Below are 19,233 nucleotides of genomic sequence, written 5' to 3' on the forward strand. Positions count from 1 at the left end.
CTCCGAGCGCGCGAACGCCGGCTACACGTGCCGCAGTGCATCCTTCGTGATGTCGGCGACGGACGTCAGCCCACTGAGGCCCATCGTCAGATCGAACTCCGCGATGATGTTCGCCGTGACATCGCGAACGCCGTCCTGACCGGCGAGCGCGAGGCCGTACAGGTGGGGGCGACCGAGAGTGACGGCATCCGCACCCAGGGCCAAAGCCTTGAACACGTCGGCGCCACTTCGAATTCCACTGTCCAGGACGATCGGCACCGCACTGTCCACCGCGGGCGCGATGTCTGTGAGCGCGTCGAGGGAGGACACCCCACCGTCGACTTGCCGACCGCCGTGGTTGGACACCACGATTCCGTCCATTCCGATGTCCACTGCACGACGGGCGTCGTCGGGGTGCAGGACACCCTTCAGCAGTACCGGCAACGACGTGCGCTCGCGCACCGACTCGAGTTCCGTCCACCCCAACGACGGACGCGAGTAGATGTCCAGAAACGTCTCGACCGCTGCCCGAGGTTCCGGCGACCGCAGGTTGTCGAGAAACTTTCCAGGAAAGCGACTGGTCATCGACAGCAACGACCGAACTGCACCGATCGTCACCTCGGCGTTCGGTTCGGGCAGTGCCGCAGCGATTCTCTCGCGCACGATGCGCATGAAGACCGGGTCGGAGGTGTACTGCGCTATCCCTTTGCCTCGAGCGAAAGGAAGGGAGCCCAGGTTCAGGTCCTCGGGACGCCAGCCGAGCATCGTCGTGTCGAGGGTGACCACCACGGCATCGGCGCCCACATTCTCGGCCCGTTCGAGCAGGCTGTCCACGAGATCGTCTTCGGTACTCCAGTACAGCTGGAACCACCGCGGCGAATCGCCCATCGCCGCGGCACTCTTCTCCATCGGAGCACTGCCTTGGTTCGAGAAGATGTACGGCACACCGAGTTCCGAAGCTGCCGAGGCGATTGCCACGTCTGCGCCCGGCCCGGCCAGTTCGGCCGCACCGACCGGCGCCAACAAGACCGGCGACGGGAGGCGCCGCCCGAACAGCTCGACCCCGATGTCACGCCGCGACACGTCCCGCAGGACCCGTGGCACGATCTGCCAACGATCGAAGGCATCCCGATTGGCCTGCACGGTGCGTCCCGACCCGGCACCACCGTGGACGTAGGCCCATGCCTCAGCACTCATCTTCTTCTTCGCGGCCCGCTCGAGGCTCTCGAAGTCGGTGGGCACCTTCGGCCTACGACCGAATACCCCGTCGCGGTAGATGACGTTCTGACGTTCCCGCCCGGCAGACTCCTCCGCGGTCATCGAAATCTCACTCCGCCGCGTCCCAGATCTCCTGCATGCCCGTCAGAATCTCTTCCGCCTTGCCGAGCCCACCCAGGTGACTCTCCCCTGGCATGGGGAAGAACTTGGCATCCGGCAGCAGCGACACCATGTGCTCGCCGTGCCGGTACGGAATGATGTGGTCGCAGTCCCCGTGCCACCAACGCACGGGGGTCTTCACGTCAGCGGCCCGAAAACCCCAGTCCTGCGCGAACAGCACGATGTCGGCGAACGGCGCCCCCATCTGTTTACGACCACCGTTGAGGAGGTCGTCGAGGAACATGGCCTTGAATTCCGGGCGCGCCAGAAGCCTTCGGTCCCCGGCAGGCGAGGCCAGTCCGTAGAGGTCGATGATCGGTGAGGCGAACGGACGGGCCAAGCGGATCACCGAACTGGCCAAGGCACCCACCGGCGCGCCGCCCACCGCAAGGAGGGGCGCGACCATGACACCCAGATCCACGAGGCCGCCCTTGATCGCCTCGGGCCCTTGTGACGGAGCGACGCCGCCGAGAACACCCAATGCGACGACCCGGCCCGGCATCGCATAAGCGGATGCCAGCGCGTACGGGCCACCACCGGACAAGCCGACGATGGCCATCTTGTCGACCCCCAGCGTGTCCGCCACTGTCTCCATATCGGCTGCGAAGTCCAGGACGGAGCCGTACCGGTGGGACGTCGACGACCCGACCCCCGGGCGGTCGATCCCGATCAACCGAATGTTCTCGCGTTCGGCGAAGGCACGCGCCTCCATCGGTATCTGACGCCGGGCACCGGGCGTGCCGTGCAGCCAGAAAACAGCTCTGCCCTGCGCCGATCCGAACTCCGCGAACCCGAGCCGTCGACCCTCCCCGACCGCAACAGTGCCTTCCAGTTGAGGACGTGCGATATCAACCATGCGAACAGCATTACACGTGACCACAGTCACCACTTCGACAGGTTGTCGGTACGACCACAGCGTCGGGATTCGTGCCGCATCATGGAGGCATGTCCGTCACGTCACAGGCCCACGACGTCTACTCGCAGGCAACCCTGTCGACGGTCATGCCGTCGGTACTCGCCGCTCTGGGAGTCGGCGGCGAGTCGAACCGGCTGGACCTGCCCTCGACGAATCGTGCAGTCGTCCTCCTCGTCGACGGGCTCGGCTGGAACTTACTGAGGGAACACAGCGCGGACGCGCCCTTCCTGACCGGGCTCGGCGGGCGGCCGATCCGGGCCGGGTTCCCCACCACCACTGCGACGAGCATCGCGTCTCTGGCAACCGGCTTGCCCTCCGGTGCCCACGGGATCACGGGCTATCAGTCCTACGTGCGCGAGATTCGTGGCGTCGTGAACTGGTTGTCGTGGCGACGCGTGGGCGATCGACGTGACGAACTCGAGCACCTTGTCCCGGAGCAGGTGCAGCCCCACGCCACGGTCTTCGAACGTGCTGCCGGCGCCGAGGTGACCACGACGCTCGTCGTGCCGGAGAAATTCGAGGGAACCGGCCTCACCAGGGCAGTCCTGCGGGGCGGCACCTTCACCGGTGCCGTCACCCACGGAGATCTGATCGCACACACTGCGCACGCAGCCCTGTCCGCCGACCGCACGCTCACCTATTGCTACGTCAGCGAACTCGACACGATCGGACATGTCTACGGTCCCGGCACGGCGCCCTGGCGCGCGCAATTGCGCCTCGTCGATCTGCTGGTCCGCGAATTGGTCTCCGCACTGGGACCGACGGTGACGCTCTACGTGACGGCGGATCACGGCATGGTGACCGTGGACGACGAACACAAGATCGATGCCGACACCGTCCCTGAACTGACGAAAGGTGTCCGCACACTTGCGGGCGAACCCCGATGCCGCCACGTGCACACGCGGCCCGGCGATACGGATGCCGTAGCAGAAAGGTGGCGCGCCGTCCTCGGTGAAGAGATGTGGATCGGCACCCGGGCCGAAGCCGTGACCGCGGGCTTGTTCGGGCCAAGAGTCACGCCCGAGGCGTCGGCCAGAATCGGTGACGTCCTCGCGGTCTCGTGCGGCCCCACCGCCGCGGTCCGGCGCAAAGCAGAATCACGATTGTCGGCGCTGCCAGGGCATCACGGCGGACTCACCGACGACGAACTCCTGATCCCCGTACTCCATTCCTAGGCGCCGGCCACCGGCCCCGTGATCTTGTTGTCCGAGCCAGTGTTGCGGCCCGGGCGTTCGATGCCGGAACTCCAGTCGACCGAATTGTTCGACCCCGACAGCTCGAGCGCGCCGATTGCCGCGCCGATCACATGGTTGTCGTTGCCCTGCAATCCGACCGATGCGACATCGTCGACTGCAACGAAGTTTCCACTTCCGGTCACCTTCACCTGTTCGGCATGCCTGCCCGTGACCGAGACGACGTTGCCGCGGATCTCGACAGAACCGGCGGAATCGACTGTGGTCGAGTTGCTTCGACCGGAGACGGTGAGTGCGCCGGTCTCACGACCCGTCACGCTGTTGTCCTGACCGGCCACGACGACCGATTCCGAACGCTCCACGTCCACGCGTGCACCGTTGGCCTCGATCGTCACCGTTCCGCAGTCACCGGCCAGCACCACCCCGACGCCGTCCCTGTTGATCAACACGTCGCGGCCCGCGCAGTCGCCACCCTCGTTGAGCTCGACCGACTCTCCCGACGTATCCGAATCGCTCGCCTCGCCGTTTCCCACTCCCGCGCAACCTGCCAGGACTGCCGCAAGCACAGCGGCCAGCACTCCGACCATCGGTGGAGCACACCGCATGGATTCGCCTCCTTCTGCTCCCCACCGGGAGCCGATTACCCGGAGAGCAAGCTAGCAGTGCCCCCGCCGAAATCGACGGGGGCACACCGAGCGGCGTGTTGTCAGTTCTTCGCGAGCGGCGGCATGTGCACGACCTGCGCTGCGTACGACAGTCCCGCACCGAATGCGAGCAGAAGTGCAGTGTCGCCGGCCTTCGCCTGCCCGGTGCGCAACATCGATTCCATCGCCAGCGGAATGGACGCAGCGGACGTGTTCCCGGATTCCGCGATGTCCTCGGACACGGGGATGTTCTCCGGCAGCTTGATACTGCGTGCGATCACCTCTGTGATGCGCTGATTGGCCTGGTGTGGGACGAAGGCATCCAGGTCCTCCAGTTCGAGACCTGCCTTCTCGACGGCGGCCACTGCCACCTTGCCCATCTCGAATGCGGCCCAACGGAAGACGGCCGTCCCGGCCATCTTGATCCACGGTCGCGGACCCGAAGGGTTGTGCACGAAGGACATCCAGTCCGGTTCCTGTCGGATCGCGTCGGATTGCGAACCGTCCGAACCCCATTCGACGGGGCCGATGCCCACCGTCTCGCTACGGCCGACCACCACGGCTCCCGCACCGTCACCGAAGATGAATCGAACGCTGCGATCCGTCGGTTCGGTCGAGTCGGTCATACGTTCCACGCCGACGACGAGGATGTACTCGGCAGTTCCGCCCCGGATCAGATCGGAAGCCACACCGAGTGCGTAGCAGAATCCGGCACAACCACCGGCCAGATCGAATGCGGCCGGGCCCTTCATCCCGAGCTGGTCGGCGGCAACCGAGGCACATTGGGGAGTTTGGAGCGGATAGGTCCCCGTCGCCACGATGACGGCGCCGATCTGCTGGGGATCGATCCCACTCGCTTCCAAGGCTTTACGGCCGGCACTGACGGTCATGTCGAGGACACTCTCGTCTTCCCCGGCGAATCGGCGGTTGCGAATACCGGACCGCGACTGGATCCACTCGTCCGACGAGTCGATGAGTTCGCAGATCTCGTCGTTGCCGACAATGCGCTCAGGCCGGTGAACCCCCAATCCGAGAAGTGCGGCGTGGCGCCCGCCTGCCAGGGTTGCGATCGGCTTTCCCATAAGTTTTCGACTCTCCTAGTTCAGTGGCCAGCCCCTATTGCACAATCGGTGAATCTACCGACGCGTTACGCCGCACACCTCCGGGGGACCGACCGCCCACTACCGCGACATTTCAGTTACCGCTACTGGTGGGTAATATCAAAACGATAACGAAACCCTGATACCGTCGATACGCCGGATGACCATTGAGCACGCTGGGTAACCGGAGAACCACCACCAACAAGCACACCAGCAGTGGATGCGCGTCTCGGGAGTAACTGTGCGCCCACGGCCCACAGCACGGGGGTAGACATATCGTGAAGCGGACCAGATCTCTCGCCGTCGCGTCTTTCGCAGGAGCAGCGCTCCTCGTACTGGCAGCGCCGGTATCGGCGAATCCCAACGCGATCAATCCCATCCCGGGACTCAACGGCACCACCGGCCTGCCCCAGCTCCACGGGCGCACCCAGGTGGTCGCGCAGCAGACCGGCATGCTCAGCGCCAACAACACCCAGAACACCAACGTCCTCGGCACCGACCTGGGCGTGATGTGGGACAACGGCAAGGGTGAGATCCTCACCGCATTCGGCGACTCGGCCGGCCTCGGTGTCCCCAACCTGCTGTCGGGCAGCCTGTGGCAGTGGCACAGCAGCGTGCTCTTCCGCAGCCGCGACGGCGACCTCGCCGACGGCATGAACTTCGACAACACCCCGCGCGACCTGCTCGGACAGTCCAAGGAGCTGATTCCCAGCCCCAAGGTTCCGTTCGTCGAGATCAGCCGCATCCCCACCGCCGGCGTCGCGGTCGGTGACACACAGGTCATGAGCATGATGTCGGTCAAGAACTGGGGTCCGGCCGGGACCTGGGAGACCAACTACTCCGGTCTCGTCTACTCCCACGACAACGGCGAGAACTGGACGGAAGCCCCCGAGACCAACCGCCCCAACGAAGGCGGCAACAAGAACTTCCAGATGAGTTCGTTCGTGAAGTCGGGCGGGTTCGTCTACCAGTACGGCACGCCCCCCGGCCGTGGCGGACTCGTCCACGTGGCGCGAGTTCCGGATGCGCAGATCATGGATCTCGGCGCGTACGAGTACTTCGACGGCGGCAAGTGGGTCAAGGGCAAGCCCGAGGCAGCCAAGCCGATCGTCGCGGGCGGCGTCGGAGAAATCTCGGTTGCGTACAACGACTACCTGGGCCAATACGTCATGCTCACCACCGACGAGTTCAATTCGGTGGTCATGCGCAAGTCTCCCTCGATCACCGGACCGTGGAGCCCGCCCGAGGTTCTCGTCGACACTCGCGAGCTTCCGTCCGCCTACGGCGCGTACATCCACCCGTGGTCGTCCGGCCCGGACCTGTACTTCCTCACCACCGTGCACTCGAACTACAACGTGCTGCTCATGCGGGCAAAGATCTGACGCCTTCTCGGCAATCCACGCAGCGCTAACCTCGTGGCATGGATGCGCACGCGTGGGACGAACGCTATTCGCGAGAAGACTTCGTCTGGGGTGCACCACCCAATGACGTCGTCGTCGAGCAGCTGACGGCACTACCGCACGGCCGCGCCCTGGACCTGGCCTGCGGAGAGGGCAGAAACTCGCTGTGGCTGGCGACCCGCGGATGGCAGGTGACCGGCATCGACTACTCCGGCGTCGCCATCGACAAGGCGCGCTCCATAGCGTCGCGGTCGCCCCGTTCGGTGCGCGAACGCCTCGACTACCGAACGGCCGACATCACCGATTCCGAGTTCGGAGAGGGCTATGACCTGACTCTCCTGATTTATCTCCATTTACCACGATCTCAACGACGCCGCGTTGTGAAGCGCGCCATAAATTCGCTGAAACCTGATGGAATCCTCATGATTCTGGGACACGACTCGAGCAATATCGAGCACGGAGTCGGTGGCCCACAGGTGCCTGAAATCCTTTACACCCCAGACGAATTGAGAAGCGATCTACCAGTCGACATTTCAGTGGACCTCGCCGAACGACGACTTCGCGAAACAGACGCAGGAATTGCGGTCGACGCACTTGTCGTCGGACGCCGGTCGAGTCTTGGCACACAGATGAATCGGGCGTAATATCTGCAATGTTACCGACGAGTAATAACAACTTGGGCGGTACTCGACGACAGACCGCACCATCTCACTGGGAGAGACAGAAGACATGGGCCATTACAAGAGCAACCTCCGCGACCTGGAGTTCAACCTCTTCGAGGCACTCGGACTCGACGAAGTTCTGAAGACCGGCGCGTACGGCGACCTTGACTCCGACACCGTCCGCGAGATGCTGAGCGAAGTTCGCCGCCTCGCCGAGGGTCCGTTGGCCGAGTCGTTTGCCGATGCCGACCGCAACCCGCCGACGTTCGACCCCGAGACCCACGTCGTCACGCTGCCCGAGTCGTTCAAGAAGTCCTACAAGGCACTCGAAGACGGCGAGTGGTCCAAGGTCGGCGTCCGCGAAGAACTCGGCGGCCTCGGCGCACCCAGCAGCGTCACCTGGGCCCTGAGCGAGCTGATCCTCGGCGCCAACCCTGCGGCCCAGATGTACGCCGCGTGCGCACCCTTCGCGCAGGTTCTGTACAACAACGGAACCGACGAGCAGAAGAAGTGGGCGCAGACGATCTCGGAGCGCAACTGGGGCGCCACCATGGTCCTCACCGAGCCCGACGCAGGCTCCGACGTCGGCGCAGGCCGCACCAAAGCCATCAAGCAGGGCGACGGCTCCTGGCACATCGAGGGCGTCAAGCGCTTCATCACCTCAGGCGACTCCGACGACCTGTTCGAGAACATCATGCATCTGGTGCTGGCTCGCCCCGAAGGCGCAGGCCCGGGCACCAAGGGTCTCTCGCTGTTCTACGTTCCGAAGTTCCACTTCGACTTCGAGACCAACACCCTCGGCGACCGCAACGGCGTCTTCGTCACCGGCCTCGAGCACAAGATGGGCATCAAGGTTTCGGCCACGACCGAGGTCACCTTCGGTGGCCACGGTGTTCCGGCCCAGGGCTGGCTCGTCGGCGAGGTCCACAACGGCATCGCGCAGATGTTCGACGTCATCGAGAACGCTCGCATGATGGTCGGCACCAAGGCCATCGCCACCCTGTCGACCGGCTACCTCAACGCACTCGAGTACGCCAAGGAGCGCGTGCAGGGTGCCGATCTCACCCAGATGACCGACAAGGCCGCACCGCGCGTCACCATCACGCACCACCCCGACGTGCGCCGCAGCCTCATGACGCAGAAGGCGTACTCGGAGGGCCTGCGCGCGATCTACCTCTACACGGCCGCGCACCAGGATCTGGACATCGCCGAGCACGTCTCCGGCGCCGACAAGGACCTGGCGTTCCGCGTCAACGATCTCCTGCTCCCGATCGTCAAGGGTGTCGGCTCCGAGCGCGCATACCAGTACCTGACCGATTCGCTGCAGACCTTCGGTGGCTCCGGCTTCCTGCAGGACTACCCGATCGAGCAGTACATCCGCGACGCGAAGATCGACTCGCTGTACGAGGGCACCACCGCCATCCAGGCGCAGGACTTCTTCTTCCGGAAGATCGCCCGTGACCGTGGCGTCGCGCTCGCTCACGTCGCCGGCCAGGTCCAGAAGTTCATCGACAGCGAGGCCGGTAACGGTCGCCTCAAGGCCGAGCGCGCATTGCTCGCCACGGCTCTCGAGGACGTCCAGGCCATGGCCGCAACCCTCACCGGACACCTCATGGGTGCCCAGGAGCAGCCGACCGAGCTGTACAAGGTCGGCCTCGGCTCCGTCCGCTTCCTGCTCGCCGTCGGTGACCTGCTCATCGGTTGGCAGCTGCTGCGCCACTCGGAGATCGCCCTCGAGGCGCTCGACAAGGGTGCGGACAAGGACAAGGCGTTCTACGAGGGCAAGGTCGCCGTCGCGTCCTTCTTCGCGAAGAACGTTCTGCCCGAGCTGACCGCAACCCGCGGTGTCCTGGCGAACCTCGAGAACGACATCATGGAGCTCGACGAAGCCGCATTCTGATCCGGCCTCTGCTTCGAACGACGCTGCCCCTCCTCGGTTTCGAGGAGGGGCAGCGTTTTCCCTATTGCGACACGACATCGAGGAGACTTCGAATGGGCAGCAACGCGACCATGGTTCAGACGTCCGACATCGCCGTCCACGTTCGCCAGGACGGCCCTGCCGACGCACCTGCGGTATTGCTGCTGCACGGTTTCGCCGGTTCTGCCCACTGGTTCGACGACGTGACCGCTGAGCTCTCCGATGAATTACGGGTGGTCCGCGTCGATCTGCGCGGCCACGGCCGCACAGGCGGTCACTCCGGACTCGATGCCCCTGATCAGGCCGACACGATCGCGGAAGTCCTCGGCACCCTGGAAATCCCGCGTGTTGCCGCAGCGGTCGGGCACTCCTTCGGCGCCGACATCGCGTTGGAGCTTGCGGAGCGCGAGCGTGCGGATCGTGTGGTCACCATCGGGCAGGCTCCCGACTACCGCTGTGCGTCGAAGACGCTCCGGCTGCTGGTCGCCGGCCCGCCCGTGGTCGCAAGTGTGCTGCACAAACGGGTCTTGTCCACCCCTACGCTGGCGCGACACCAGCGCTTGGCCTTCGCTCCTTGTTTCCGGCCCAGCGAAACGCAGCTCGACCGCACCGGTATCGACTATGCAGCGATGGTGCCCGAGATGTACCGCATCGTTACCAAAGTACGCACGGCACGCTTCACGCAACGGCCCCTCGATCGACACATCGCCGACCTGGGCCTACCTGCGCTGTCCATCCACGGCACCGGCGACCTGATGTACGACACCGTCGAGAGCGCGCGGCGCTATCGGGCGGCCGGCGCGGAGACCGTGATCGTGAACGGCGTAGGGCACAGCCCCAATGTCGAGGCGCCTGCCCGGGTCGCCGAACTGATCCGGGCCTTCGTCACCCGCTGATCGGCCACATCCCCCGGCCTACTCGCCTTCGTCCTCGTCGTCCTTGGGGGCGGGAGCAGATGTGGTCGGCTTGTCGTCCTTCGGTGCGTCGGCAGCACCGGGCTCGTCGGCCTCGGGTTTCGGGGCCGCAGTCGGGGTCTCGTCCCCACCGATGCACTTCACGGTCGGGACCGGGTCGTACTTGACCGTGCGGGTGTTGCGAGAGATCTCCGAACCGGAGTTGTGGTCGGTGATCACCCGGGTGTCGTTCGCGGTGAATCCGGGCGCACCGGTCGACGCCACGCAGTGGTCACCCGCCGGGAGGGTGACCGTATCCGGCTGGGTCGGGTTGCTGCGCGAACCCGTGATCGAGTCGACGTCGACCGTCTTGGTGCCCCAGATCCGGATCGTCAGCTCGGAGCTGCCACCGATCGCCTGGATCATCACGCCCGTCTTGGTCGGGTTCTTGAACTGCAGATCGATGGCGCCCTCGAACACCGTCGCTTCACGCGCCTCGGGGTACCTGGAGATGTAGTAGCTGTGCTCGGTGTGGTCGACGTCTTCCATGCCCGCGAAGTACGCGGCGTTGTACAGAGTTGTCGCCACCTGGCTCACGCCGCCACCGACGGCCTTGTCCGGGCGTCCGTTGTTGATGATGCCCGACTCGACGTATCCCTCGGCGGTGCCGCGAGTTCCGGTGTAGCCGTTCAGCGAGAAGGTGTCGCCGGGCTTGATGAGCGCGCCGTTGATCTCGCTCGCGGCAAGCCGGATGTTCTGTCCCGACGCGTCCGAGAAATCCCCGGTCGAGAACTCGCCGATCACCTCGTCGATTCCGAGGCCGTGCGCGGCCTCGGTCGTCAGAGCCGGCGGAACCGGCCCGTATGCCGCATCGGTGTGATGTGTACGAGTCAGCAGATCCGGCAGATTCTCGAGGGTCTTGGGCCAGTCGACCAGGTCACCGACAACCGCAGGCACCACGGAAGGCGCTCCACCCGCGAGTTCCACGGAGGCGTCCTTGGGCTGGATCTCGGTGCCCACCAACTGCGGCGCGAGAATGCCGATGGCCGCATCGTTCGCGAATCGGGGCTCGAGGCCACCCTCGCCGTCGGGAGCGAAGCTGAGCACTGCGCCCACCTGATCGCGCTGGAGAATCGCCTTGCTGTTGTCTCGGCCGTTCACGACGAGATCCGCGGACGCTGCGGGCATCGCCACCTCGGCCATGGCCTTGTCGACTGCTTCCTGCGTGACGCTCACCGGTGCTTCTTCGACGGGCAGGTTCACCGTCTCGGCAAGCAACCACTCCTCGGCAAGCGCATCGGCGGCGCCCTCGCCGTCGAGGTTCTGGCCGGGGCTCGGCGAAACAGCGACGGGGTCGACGCCCTCGAAGACGATATTTCCCTCACGGGTTGCCCGGTCGGTCTGGGGACGCAACTCGTCGATGGCCGCATTCAGAGCCTGATCGTCGCGAGTCGACGCCACACCCACTTCGTTGGTGGTGAAGAACGACGCCACCCGCGCAAAGGGGTTCAACGTCTGATTCTCCGCGCGGTCGAGCGTCGCATCCCAATCGACGGCAAGACCGGCGTCTGCGGGCACGATCTGCGCCGAAACATCTCCGGCCTGCACCGATACGGGCTGATCTTGTCGCGGGTCGAGTGCCGAATTCAACGCGGCTTCGGCATCCGCACGGGACTCTCCACCGATGTCCACGCCCGCCACGGTTGCCCCACGCGCCATGTTTCCCGAGGACACGGCGAGATCCGCGACGTATCCGATGGCAAGTACGGCGAACACGCCGCCGGCGACCAGACCGACCTTCTTCCACGGACCACCGGATGCAGATGACGAGCCGGACCCGCCTTGTGTGGGCGGAACGGGCGGTTCGTCACCGGAGTTTCCCTGACCCGGCACAGCGGCCGTGGCCTGGTTCTGCCCGAACACGGCCGTGGGCTCGTTCGAAGCATTGTTCGGGTGGTCGTCGGCCGCCGCGTACGGCGCCATGTGGCCCGTGTCCTGGGGCACCACGGGAATGAACTCGGTAGGCGACTCGTCGGGCACGCTGTGACGGCCGGCCGGAGGATTCGGCGTGCTGCGCGGAACCGCCTCCGTCGGCGCATCGGCACCGATGAGATGGTCGGGGTTCGGTGACAGCCGCTCGGTTTCCCGATCGTTGCTGTCGCCTTCGTGGTCGTTCACCGTTGGCCTCTCGCTGATGTGTCGTCATGCTGGGCCTTCGGACCGACATCCCCCCATGCCGTCCGTCGGTTGCACAAAATTGCGCACACCCGGCCGCGTCGCGAGCCATTCTACTTAGAGACGAAGGAGCCCCGCGCTGCTGCCAGGTCGGGGGTCAGGCAGCAACACGGGGCTGACATGGATATCGTCAGCAAACCCTCAGCGTTACATCACCCGAGAAAAGATTTCGAAAAAGATTCGGGGATCCGACCACCCCTCGTCGCCGGATCCCCGATCACGTCGCTTTCCGGCGTTCACTTCGGTGACGGTGACGACCGAGCAAACGCCGGAAAGGCGAGATTGTTACCGCTCGATGATGGCGGTGACGCCCTGCCCACCTGCGGCGCAGATGGAGATCAGGCCACGGCCCGAACCCTTCTCTGCCAGCATCTTGGCGAGCGAGGCGACGATACGGCCACCCGTCGCGGCGAACGGGTGCCCCGCCGCGAGAGAGGAGCCGTTGACGTTGAGCTTGCTGCGGTCGATGGAGCCGAGCGCGCCGTCCAAGCCCAGACGCTCCTTGCAATACTCGTCCGATTCGAACGCCGCAAGTGTGGCGAGAACCACAGACGCGAAGGCTTCGTGGATCTCGTAGTAGTCGAAATCCTGCAGGGTGAGGCCGTTGCGCTTCAGCAGACGCGGGATCGCGTAGGTCGGCGCCATCAACAGACCGTCCTTGCCGTGCACGTAGTCGACGGCAGCGGTCTCGGAGTCCACGAAGTGCGCGAGAACTGGAAGGTTGCGCTCGGCGGCCCACTCGTCGCTCGACAGCAGGACGGCCGAAGCGCCGTCGGTGAGCGGGGTGGAGTTGCCGGCGGTCATCGTGGCGTCGCCCAGCTTGGTGCCGAACACCGGCTTCAGGGTCGACAGCTTCTCGACCGTGGAGCCGGGACGCAGGTTGTCGTCACGGGTGAGGCCCAGGAACGGGGTGATCAGGTCGTCGAAGAAGCCACGGTCGTAAGCGGCTGCCATGTTCTTGTGGCTCGCCGCTGCCAGCTCGTCCTGCGCTTCGCGTGCGACACCGAACTCCTTGGCCGTGATCGCAGCGTGATCGCCCATCGACTTACCGGTGCGCGGCTCGCCGTTACGCGGGATCTCGAGGCCGAGCATCGACGCGCGAACGTTACCGAGCAGCTTGATGCGGTCACCGGTGGTCTTGGCTCGGTTCAGGGACAGCAGGAATTCGCGGAGATCGTCGTTGACACCGATCGGGGCATCGGACGTGGTGTCCACGCCGCCGCCGATGGCAGCGTCGTAACGCCCTGCAGCGATGCCGTCACTGACGGCGGTGATCGCCTGCAGGCCCGTTCCACACGCCTGCTGGATGTCGAAAGCGGGGGTGTACGGGCTGAGCGCGCTGCCGAGGACGGTCTCGCGAACGAGGTTGAAGTCGCGGCTGTGCTTGAGGACTGCACCGGCCGCCACCATGCCGAGCTGCTCACCCTGCAGGTTGAACCGGCTGACCAGACCGTCGACGGTGGCCGTCAGCATGTCCTGGTTGGAGGCCTGCGCGTACGCCTTGTCCGAGCGGGAGAACGGGATGCGATTGCCGCCGACGATAGCGACGGGACGCTGCTGCTTTCCGCCGGCCTTCGGTGCCGGAGCGGAGTTCGAGTTGGTACGAGCTTTGCTGGTCACTGACGTCTCCAAGGTCTGGTGCGATTACCTGTTGGCTACTATTCTTACTCAGGAGTAAGTTACTTGTCGACACCGCAGTGGAAACAGCGCTCGGTGATTGACCGCCAAACGACGACAGAAGGTAGGACCGTGGCATCCAGCAAGGGAGCTCCCGACCTCTATTCCCAGTTCCTCTCATCCGGCCCGGGCGCGTTCATCGCTTCCAAGGCCGGCCTTCCCCGACCGGAGACGCTGCGTCGCTACAAGGCAGGTGAACCCGCTCTCGCCGGCCCCGTGCTGATCGGTGGCGAAGGCCGTCTCGTCGAGCCGCTTCGGGCGATGCTCTCCGACTACCCCGCCGCACAGGCGCACGACGACAAGTTCGGCGCCCTGGTCTTCGACGCGACGGGCATCAGCAAGGTCGAAGAACTCGACCAGCTCTACCGGTTCTTCCAGCCGGTCATCCGCAACCTGGCGCCCAGCGCCCGCGTCGTGGTCATCGGCACCACCCCGGAAGAGACATCCAGCGTCGACGAGCACATCGCGCAGCGCGCACTCGAAGGCTTCACCCGCAGTGTCGGCAAAGAGGTCAAGCGCGGCGCCACAGCTCAGCTCGTATACGTCTCACCGAAGGCTTCGGCCGGCGTCTCCGGCCTCGAATCGACGCTGCGATTCCTGCTGTCGGCCAAGTCCGCCTTCGTGAGCGGCCAGGTCATCGCCGTCGGCGCCGAGGATTCCACCGCTCCCGCGAGCTGGGACAAGCCGCTCGACGGCAAGGTCGCCATCGTCACGGGCGCGGCCCGCGGCATCGGTGCCACCATCGCCGAGGTTCTCTCGCGTGACGGCGCGCACGTCATCTGCGCAGACATCCCCCAGGCAGGCGAGGCACTGTCCGAGACCGCCAACAAGGTCGGCGGCACGTCGCTCGCCCTCGACGTCACGGCGCCCGACGCTGCCGAGGTTCTGTCGGCACACGTGCTCGAGCGTCACGGCGGCGCGGACATCATCGTCCACAACGCCGGCATCACCCGCGACAAGACTCTCGCCAACATGGACGAGTCGCGTTGGGACATGGTCATCGGCGTGAATCTCCTCGCACCGCAGAAGATCACGGAGCACCTCGTTGCGACCGGCGCTCTCAAGGAAGGCGGCCGCGTCGTCGACGTGTCCTCCATCGCCGGCATCGCGGGCAACCGCGGCCAGACCAACTACGGCACCTCCAAGGCCGGCGTCATCGGCGTCGTACACGCCGAGGCACCCGTCCTGGCCGGCAAGAGCATTACTATCAACGCCGTGGCACCGGGCTTCATCGAGACGGCCATGACCGCTGCGATCCCGTTCGCAACCCGTGAGGCCGGACGCCGCATGAGCTCGCTCCTGCAGGGCGGCGAGACCGTGGACGTCGCCGAGACCGTCTCGTACTTCGCGAGCCCGGCCTCGAACGCCGTCACCGGCCAGGTCGTCCGCGTCTGCGGCCAGAGCCTGCTGGGTGCATGATCGTGGGTAAGGTCGTCAAACTCACCGAGAAGCCGAGCACGCTCGACGTCTACACGGGCGCAGTGCGCAGTGCGCTGCCCGTCGTCGGTGCCGGCGGTGGCCGCAACCTGCCTTCGGAAACCCTGGTACTCGAAGGGTTTCGGGTCGATCCCGACAATCTGGCTGCGTACGCTCGGGCAACCGGACTGCGGTTCGGCGACACCCTGCCGCTCACGTACGCGTTCACGTTGACGTTCCCGATCGTGATGAAGCTGATGGTGGCGAAGGACTTCCCCTTCGCCGCAATCGGTTCCGTTCACGCAGAGAACGTGATCGAGCAGTTCCGACCGGTCTCGGTCAGCGAGCCGCTCGACATCGCCGTGCACGCGGAGAACCTGCGTGAACACCGCAAGGGTCTGCTGGTCGATCTGATCAGCGAGATTCGGGTCGGACGGGAGCTCGTGTGGCGGCAGACGTCCACGTTCCTCAACCAGCAGAAGACGTCACTGTCCGGCGAGCCCGGCCCGGCGCCCAAGCCGGAAGAGGTCCCGCCGCCTCCGCTGCGTACTCAGCGCGTCGATCAGTCGATCATCGGCAAGTACGCCGCGGTCTCGGGTGACCGCAACCCCATCCACGTGTCCACGTTGGGCGCCAAGGCCTTCGGGTTCCCGCGCACCATCGCGCACGGCATGTGGAGTGCTGCAACCGTGCTCGGCGCAGTGGAGGGGCGCATCCCGGAGGCTGTCACGTACAGCGTGCGCTTCGGCAAGCCGATTCTGTTGCCTGCAACGCTGAACGTGTACGCGGATCGCACCGACGAAGGGTGGGATCTCGCGATCAAGCACCCGAAGAAGGGCTACCCGCACCTCACGGCGACGCTGAAGTAGCTCCCGAACACGAAAAAGGGGCCTGCTCTTCGATTTCTCGAAGAGCAGGCCCCTTTTCGGTCGGTCGGCGCGTACGCCTCACGCAACCTCGGGCTTCTTCTTGCCGGCCAGACCGCGCCATGCCAGGGACTCGAGGAGATCGACGGCGGTGTCCACCTCGACATCACCACCGGCCACCCGGTCCGCAACCGCTTCACCGGCGCCGACGAGCGCCGTTGCCATGAGACCGAATTCCTTCTGGTCCGGATCCTTGGTGCTCGACGACAGCAGTTGAGCGGTCAACTCGACAAATCGATCGCGACTGGACTGCACCTGTCCAAGGAAGGCCTGCTGCCCGACCGCCTGGCGGTACAGCACCATCCACGACTTCCGGTTCGCACCCACGAAGCCCAGGAAACTGCTCAAGGCGACCCTGAGCTGCTCCCTCGGCGACAACGTGGGGTCACCGGCGGGGCCGAGGGCTTCGACGAAACGGCGCGCCTCACGCTGAATGCAGGCGGCGAACAGTTCGTCTTTCGATCCGTAGTACAGGTAGAGCATCGGCTTGGAGATCTCGGCCTTCGCCGCGATCGCGTCCATGGATGTCTCGTGGAAACCCCGGTCGGAGAACACGTCGACGGCAGCGTCGAGCATCTGCTGCTCACGTACCGCGCGCGGCAATCTCTTGGTGCCGCCAGCCATATGCCCTCCAGACCTGATAGAACTCGTTATCTTACTCTACGGTAAGTACTGGGGAGTTCAGACCGGAAGAAATGTCCGAGGGGTCGCGCTAGACGTCGGCGTGGCCGCGTTCCCGCTGAGCCTGCCGCTCCGGGGTCACAACGGCCCTCGGGTCCAGGCAGTAGGCCTCCTGCTTCCATTCGACCGCAAGAGTGCCCCAGTTCAATTCCCAGCCGGCAGGACACTCGATGGGCTCGACCGGGCACGAATGCCCCTCCGGGCAGGCCGCAGTCACCGCGGAAGCCGGAGCAGCGAAAGCCATACTCCCCGCGGTCGAAGCCCCCAAGAGGCAGACAGCCAGCATCGATCGACGCGCATTCATCGTGAATTTCCCCCGAATCTCGGCATGGCCGACTTATCTGTGTCGGCGGGTACACACTAACAGGTGACGATGCCCTTGGCCCGGGCGACGGCCACGACCGCCTCGTCGACCCGCTCCTGGGGCAAACTGCCTGAAGCAACGGCGCTTTCGAGGTGATCGAGCACGCGGGGAACGTCCTCCGCCGTCAGCCACAACGCGACGTCCACACCCGCCGCGAGCGCCGTCTCGACCGCCTGCGGAATGTCGTAACGATCGGTGATCGCCTTCATGCCACTGAGGTCGTCCGTGTAGATCGGGCCGGTGTAAGGCGGGCCGCCGTAACCACCGCTGCGCAGCAGTTCCACGGCTTCCGGACTGATGGAAGCAGGAATTCCCGGCTGCGTCAGCCCGGGAACATCGAGGTGACCGAGCATCACTGCACCGCCGGTGGGAAGCAGGGTGCGATACGGAATCAGGTCCTTCGCCTGGAGCTGGTCGAGCGGCGGTGTCGTCACGGCGCCCGTGTGCGAATCACCGGACCCCGAGCCGTGCCCGGGGAAATGCTTGAAGACCGGCGTCACACCGGCATCGCGCATGCCGCGCGCGTAGGCATCGGCGTAACGGGTGACCACCTCCGGGTCGTCGGAGTAGGAGCGGTCGCCGATGACCGAGTCGTCGGGCTGGCTACTGACGTCCACATCCGGTGCGAAGTTGACGGTGATCCCCAGATCCTTCAGACCACGGCCCCGCTCGAGCGCCATCTGATAGGTCTGCTCCTCCGTCATCGTCTGTGCCGTCTCACGGGCGGACGGGTCCGCACCGAGCAGGTCCTCCACGCGCGACACGCGTCCGCCCTCTTCGTCGATACTGACGGTGAGCGGAAGCTCGGAGGCAGCTGACACCTGCTGCACCTCGCGGTTGGCGAGCATCGAGTCTTCCGTCCAACTGCCGACGAAGATTCCGCCGACCTGTTCGTTCTGCACGACCTGCAGTGCGTCGGACGTTCCGGTCACGCCGACGTCGAGCAACTGCGCCAGCTTGCGCCGAAGCGGCAGCGAGTCGAGGACTTCCTGCCCGCACGCGGGTGCGGGCGCCGCTGTGGACGACGGGCTTCCCGCCACGGTGTCCGACGAAGACGCCGGTGACGGCGAACTCGACGGAGACGCCGTGTTCCCGCTGTCCGAAGAGCAGCCGGCCACGAGTCCGGCACAGGCCGCCAGAGCGAACGCAAACTTGAATCGCATGGAGACGACGGTAGTCCAGTCACCCGCGCGGGGCGCCGATCCACTCTCGATCGCACCTTCGCTTGGTAATCTGGTGGTGAACCGAAGCCCCTGACGAGGAGGTAGTGGTGTCCGCAGGTCTCATGCTCATCGCGTACGACGGTTCCGACAATTCCAAGCGCGCGGTCGAGTACGCAGGACGCTTCCTCGCGTCCACCCGAGCCGTCGTCGTAACGGCGTGGGAACCGATGGTGCGGCAGGCGGCTCGCATGTCCGGACTCTCCGGTGTCATGCAACCCGAGTGGGCCCCGGAGGACGAGGGCGAGGACGTCGCCTTCACCGATGCCAAGGTCACCAACGACGAAGGCCTCGAACTGGCCCGGCAGTCGGGAATCGATGCGGAGGGCCGCTGCGCGGAGTGCACCACCACGATCTGGACGGCACTCGTCGAAACCGCCGACGAGCTCGATGTGGACATCATCGTGACGGGCACTCGCGGCACCACCGGACTGCGCTCTCTACTACAGAGCAGCGTCGCCGACCACGTCCTGAGGCACAGCCACCGACCCGTATTGATCGTGCCGCCCGGCAGATAGGCGCCCGGCGGACCCGGTGCTGACAACCGCTCGGAGCCGAACAAGTGATACCTTGACCCGAGCAACTCGACTCGAGGACCATGCGCGTAGGTCGCGCATGTCAACGGCATGACG

17 protein-coding genes are annotated in these 19,233 nt (G+C 65.4%); 8 read left to right on the top strand and 9 right to left on the bottom strand.

Annotated elements, in window-relative coordinates; genetic code table 11:
• Positions 1-21: 21 nt before the first annotated feature.
• Positions 22-1,299, bottom strand: a complete 1,278-nt coding sequence (locus tag ACZI8R_RS17630) for a lactate 2-monooxygenase (protein ID WP_463380953.1) — start codon at positions 1,297-1,299, stop codon at positions 22-24.
• A 7-nt stretch (positions 1,300-1,306) separates the two neighbouring features.
• Positions 1,307-2,212 (bottom strand): alpha/beta fold hydrolase, encoded by a 906-nt coding sequence (locus tag ACZI8R_RS17635; protein WP_463380954.1) that lies wholly within the window; start codon positions 2,210-2,212, stop codon positions 1,307-1,309.
• 89 nt (positions 2,213-2,301) lie between these two features.
• Here ACZI8R_RS17635 and ACZI8R_RS17640 point away from each other — a divergent pair, with 89 nt between their 5' ends.
• Positions 2,302-3,447 (top strand): alkaline phosphatase family protein, encoded by a 1,146-nt coding sequence (locus tag ACZI8R_RS17640; RefSeq protein ID WP_463380955.1) that lies wholly within the window; start codon positions 2,302-2,304, stop codon positions 3,445-3,447.
• Here ACZI8R_RS17640 and ACZI8R_RS17645 read toward each other — a convergent pair.
• Both ACZI8R_RS17645 and ACZI8R_RS17650 read right to left on the bottom strand, forming a co-directional pair.
• Entirely contained in the window at positions 3,444-4,070 is a 627-nt protein-coding gene (locus tag ACZI8R_RS17645) for a DUF3060 domain-containing protein (protein WP_463380956.1), read from the bottom strand. The two genes, ACZI8R_RS17640 and ACZI8R_RS17645, sit on opposite strands and share 4 nt — an antisense overlap.
• A gap of 101 nt (positions 4,071-4,171) precedes the next feature.
• Entirely contained in the window at positions 4,172-5,191 is a 1,020-nt protein-coding gene (locus tag ACZI8R_RS17650; protein WP_463380957.1) for a beta-ketoacyl-ACP synthase III, read from the bottom strand.
• Between the two features lie 296 nt (positions 5,192-5,487).
• On the opposite strand from ACZI8R_RS17650, the gene ACZI8R_RS17655 reads away from it, so the two are divergent.
• The 4 genes from ACZI8R_RS17655 to ACZI8R_RS17670 all read left to right on the top strand — a co-directional run bounded on the left by ACZI8R_RS17655 (position 5,488) and on the right by ACZI8R_RS17670 (position 10,085).
• Entirely contained in the window at positions 5,488-6,591 is a 1,104-nt protein-coding gene (locus ACZI8R_RS17655; protein WP_463380958.1) for a glycoside hydrolase family 183 protein, read from the top strand.
• A gap of 38 nt (positions 6,592-6,629) precedes the next feature.
• Positions 6,630-7,253: a class I SAM-dependent methyltransferase gene (locus tag ACZI8R_RS17660; RefSeq protein WP_463380959.1), complete on the top strand. Its 624-nt coding sequence runs from the start codon at positions 6,630-6,632 to the stop codon at positions 7,251-7,253.
• An 85-nt stretch (positions 7,254-7,338) separates the two neighbouring features.
• Positions 7,339-9,171 (top strand): acyl-CoA dehydrogenase, encoded by a 1,833-nt coding sequence (locus ACZI8R_RS17665; RefSeq protein WP_463380960.1) that lies wholly within the window; start codon positions 7,339-7,341, stop codon positions 9,169-9,171.
• A 92-nt stretch (positions 9,172-9,263) separates the two neighbouring features.
• Positions 9,264-10,085 (top strand): alpha/beta fold hydrolase, encoded by an 822-nt coding sequence (locus ACZI8R_RS17670; protein WP_463380961.1) that lies wholly within the window; start codon positions 9,264-9,266, stop codon positions 10,083-10,085.
• Between the two features lie 18 nt (positions 10,086-10,103).
• Here the strand turns inward: ACZI8R_RS17670 and ACZI8R_RS17675 are convergent, their stop codons facing one another.
• Entirely contained in the window at positions 10,104-12,260 is a 2,157-nt protein-coding gene (locus ACZI8R_RS17675; RefSeq protein WP_463380962.1) for a VanW family protein, read from the bottom strand.
• Positions 12,261-12,602: 342 nt separating this feature from the next.
• Positions 12,603-13,937 carry an acetyl-CoA C-acetyltransferase gene (locus tag ACZI8R_RS17680; RefSeq protein WP_463380963.1) on the bottom strand — a complete coding sequence of 445 codons (1,335 nt, stop codon included), beginning with the start codon at positions 13,935-13,937 and terminating at the stop codon, positions 12,603-12,605.
• Positions 13,938-14,066: 129 nt separating this feature from the next.
• Between ACZI8R_RS17680 and ACZI8R_RS17685 the strand changes: the two genes are divergently transcribed.
• Positions 14,067-15,413, top strand: a complete 1,347-nt coding sequence (locus ACZI8R_RS17685; RefSeq protein WP_463380964.1) for a 3-oxoacyl-ACP reductase — start codon at positions 14,067-14,069, stop codon at positions 15,411-15,413.
• On the top strand, positions 15,413-16,279 hold the full coding sequence (locus ACZI8R_RS17690) for a MaoC/PaaZ C-terminal domain-containing protein (RefSeq protein ID WP_463380987.1): 867 nt from the start codon (positions 15,413-15,415) through the stop codon (positions 16,277-16,279). The genes ACZI8R_RS17685 and ACZI8R_RS17690 overlap by 1 nt, the downstream gene beginning before the upstream one ends.
• A 78-nt stretch (positions 16,280-16,357) precedes the next feature.
• Here the strand turns inward: ACZI8R_RS17690 and ACZI8R_RS17695 are convergent, their stop codons facing one another.
• The 3 genes from ACZI8R_RS17695 to ACZI8R_RS17705 form a co-directional block, all read right to left on the bottom strand.
• Positions 16,358-16,960: a TetR/AcrR family transcriptional regulator gene (locus ACZI8R_RS17695; protein ID WP_463380965.1), complete on the bottom strand. Its 603-nt coding sequence runs from the start codon at positions 16,958-16,960 to the stop codon at positions 16,358-16,360.
• Positions 16,961-17,048: 88 nt separating this feature from the next.
• A complete protein-coding gene (locus tag ACZI8R_RS17700) occupies positions 17,049-17,261 on the bottom strand; it encodes a hypothetical protein (protein ID WP_463380966.1) in 213 nt (70 codons plus the stop codon).
• Between the two features lie 116 nt (positions 17,262-17,377).
• Positions 17,378-18,544: a glycoside hydrolase family 3 N-terminal domain-containing protein gene (locus ACZI8R_RS17705; protein ID WP_463380967.1), complete on the bottom strand. Its 1,167-nt coding sequence runs from the start codon at positions 18,542-18,544 to the stop codon at positions 17,378-17,380.
• 107 nt (positions 18,545-18,651) lie between these two features.
• Between ACZI8R_RS17705 and ACZI8R_RS17710 the strand changes: the two genes are divergently transcribed.
• Complete coding sequence (locus ACZI8R_RS17710) at positions 18,652-19,119, top strand: universal stress protein (RefSeq protein WP_463380968.1); 468 nt, start codon at positions 18,652-18,654, stop codon at positions 19,117-19,119.
• Positions 19,120-19,233 lie beyond the last annotated feature (114 nt).

The organism is Rhodococcus huquni, assembly GCF_055231055.1.